Below are 1,871 nucleotides of genomic sequence, written 5' to 3'. Positions count from 1 at the left end.
GGTGGCGGTGACGCGGAGGACACGCGGTGGGATCACAGCTCGCCACCCCATCCCCTTCGAGGTATATCCAATGATGACTGTCCCGTCGTCGCTGATGCCGGTGACGTCGCTTCGGGCGGGGAAGGTTTCCTGGACATCGAGGCCGTACTCCTCCCTCAAGACCCGCAGAAGGTTCTCGGTCCCCACTCCCTCTCGCCAGATCGCAGGGACCTGCCGGGACGCATCCCCACTACTCATGCGTCCCACCACGACCGATCCGTCGGCGGATACCTTGACCGGCGACTCTAGCGCGCCGACGTAGCCAGATCCAGCGTCTTGTCCGGTCAGAACGGGGAGATCTTCTACCCCGCTTTCTTCCGACCACCGAAACCATAAACGGGGAGAGCCAGCGAAGGCACCGCTCTCCGTTAGCCGTATATGGTACCCTACGATGAAGGAGCCATCTGGAGTGATGTCCGTTGCTGTTCCTTCTAATCGTTCGGACGGACCGTCCAACAGGTCCGCACCTTCAGACGTCCAGCGATACGGGTGGAATCTATGGAAATCATCAAGAGGCTGGGTCAGGTCCGCTGCACCGACCACCACAGAACCATCTGGGGTGACTGCCCTCGAGGAGGTCTTGTTGCCGCTCGGAGCAAGCTCTAAAAGCGAGAAGGACCCGTCTGGAAGCCTGAGGAACGAGCGGTCCTCGAACGGTCCACCACCACCGTTGAACTTCGCGCTGATGTTTCCCGATATGACCCCATCGTTGCCGGCAGCATTTGCCCTGATGTAGTAGTCACTGGTGCTCACGCCAGGCAGGTCAATGACTTGCGTACCCCCTGCTTCTGTCCACATCAACGCAAGCAACCCATCTGCCAGTAACGTCCTGCCGACGATGAGAGAACCGTCGGGTGACATATCGTCTACGTTGACCATGTACTCGCCACCCGGCGTCGCCGGGAGAACGACGAGCCCGTCGGCCTCGGTCCATCGATAGGCCCGCGAGCCTTCTGGCTGACTGGTGCCACCGGCGATGACGGACCCGTCTGCTGACACCGCTATCGCCGGGCTTGACTGACCGCCAGGGCCTGGGTCGATGATCTCGTAGGTCTGCGAGAGCGCGGAGCCTGTGGCGAGTGCCACGAGGACGGCGAGGAGGAGCGGGAGCGAGCGTGACATCGTGGAAGCGTCGGAAAGTGTCTGTCTCCGTTCCGAGGTTCGAGCGTGGAACGGCCCACGCCCTCTCACCTTTTTTCCGAGCACCGCCCTCGAGGTCGGACCCTTCCGCTTCGATCTCGTCCTCGAGGGCGAACCGGATGGCGACGCGCGGATCCGCCTATCTTGCTCCTTCTCCTGGGTTTGGTCATGACCTCCGACGGCTCGTCCCCGAGCCGTGGCCGCGGGCGGGCGTGAGCACGTCGCCCTCGAGGGCGGGCGGCGACAGCGGCGCGACGGCGACCACGGGATCGGCCCCCTCGTTCTCGATCGTCAGGCGGACCTCGAAGCCGGCCTCCGGACGGATCAGGATCGGGTCGGAGCTCCCCCACGCCACGCGGTTTCCCGCTTCAGAACGGCCTTCGAGCCGCGCTCCGATCGCGCTCTCCGGCTCGACCTCGAGGTCGGCCGTCGCCGACATGACGTCGATGCCGAAGGCGCCCTGCCCGACGACGCGGGAGCGGACTCGATCACGCCCGGCGATTTTGTGCGCGCCTCGGTGCCGTTGCGCGCGCAAGCGCTACCGCACGACCGTCAGCGCCTGCGTCCGCGCCTCGGTGCCAGCCCCAGCGCGGACGACGTAGACGCCGGCCGGCAGACGCGCTGCGGTCAGGCCGAATGCGTGCTCCCCTGGACCTAGCGGGCCGTCGTGCAGCCGCGCCACCTCGCGGCCC

Annotated in this window: 2 protein-coding genes; both read right to left on the bottom strand. The window is 65.4% G+C overall.

Annotated elements, in window-relative coordinates; translation table 11 throughout:
- The coding region (locus WBA11_RS03465) for a hypothetical protein (protein WP_424519330.1) at positions 1-1,161 on the bottom strand (1,161 nt) is incomplete at its 3' end.
- A gap of 184 nt (positions 1,162-1,345) precedes the next feature.
- Positions 1,346-1,714, bottom strand: coding sequence for a hypothetical protein (locus tag WBA11_RS03460; RefSeq protein ID WP_424519329.1), 369 nt, complete (start codon positions 1,712-1,714; stop codon positions 1,346-1,348).
- Between the last annotated feature and the right edge of the window lie 157 nt (positions 1,715-1,871).

The sequence above is a fragment of the Rubrivirga sp. genome (assembly GCF_049648075.1).
Lineage (GTDB): Bacteria > Bacteroidota > Rhodothermia > Rhodothermales > Rubricoccaceae > Rubrivirga.
This window is presented reverse-complemented; position numbering and strand designations above follow the sequence as displayed.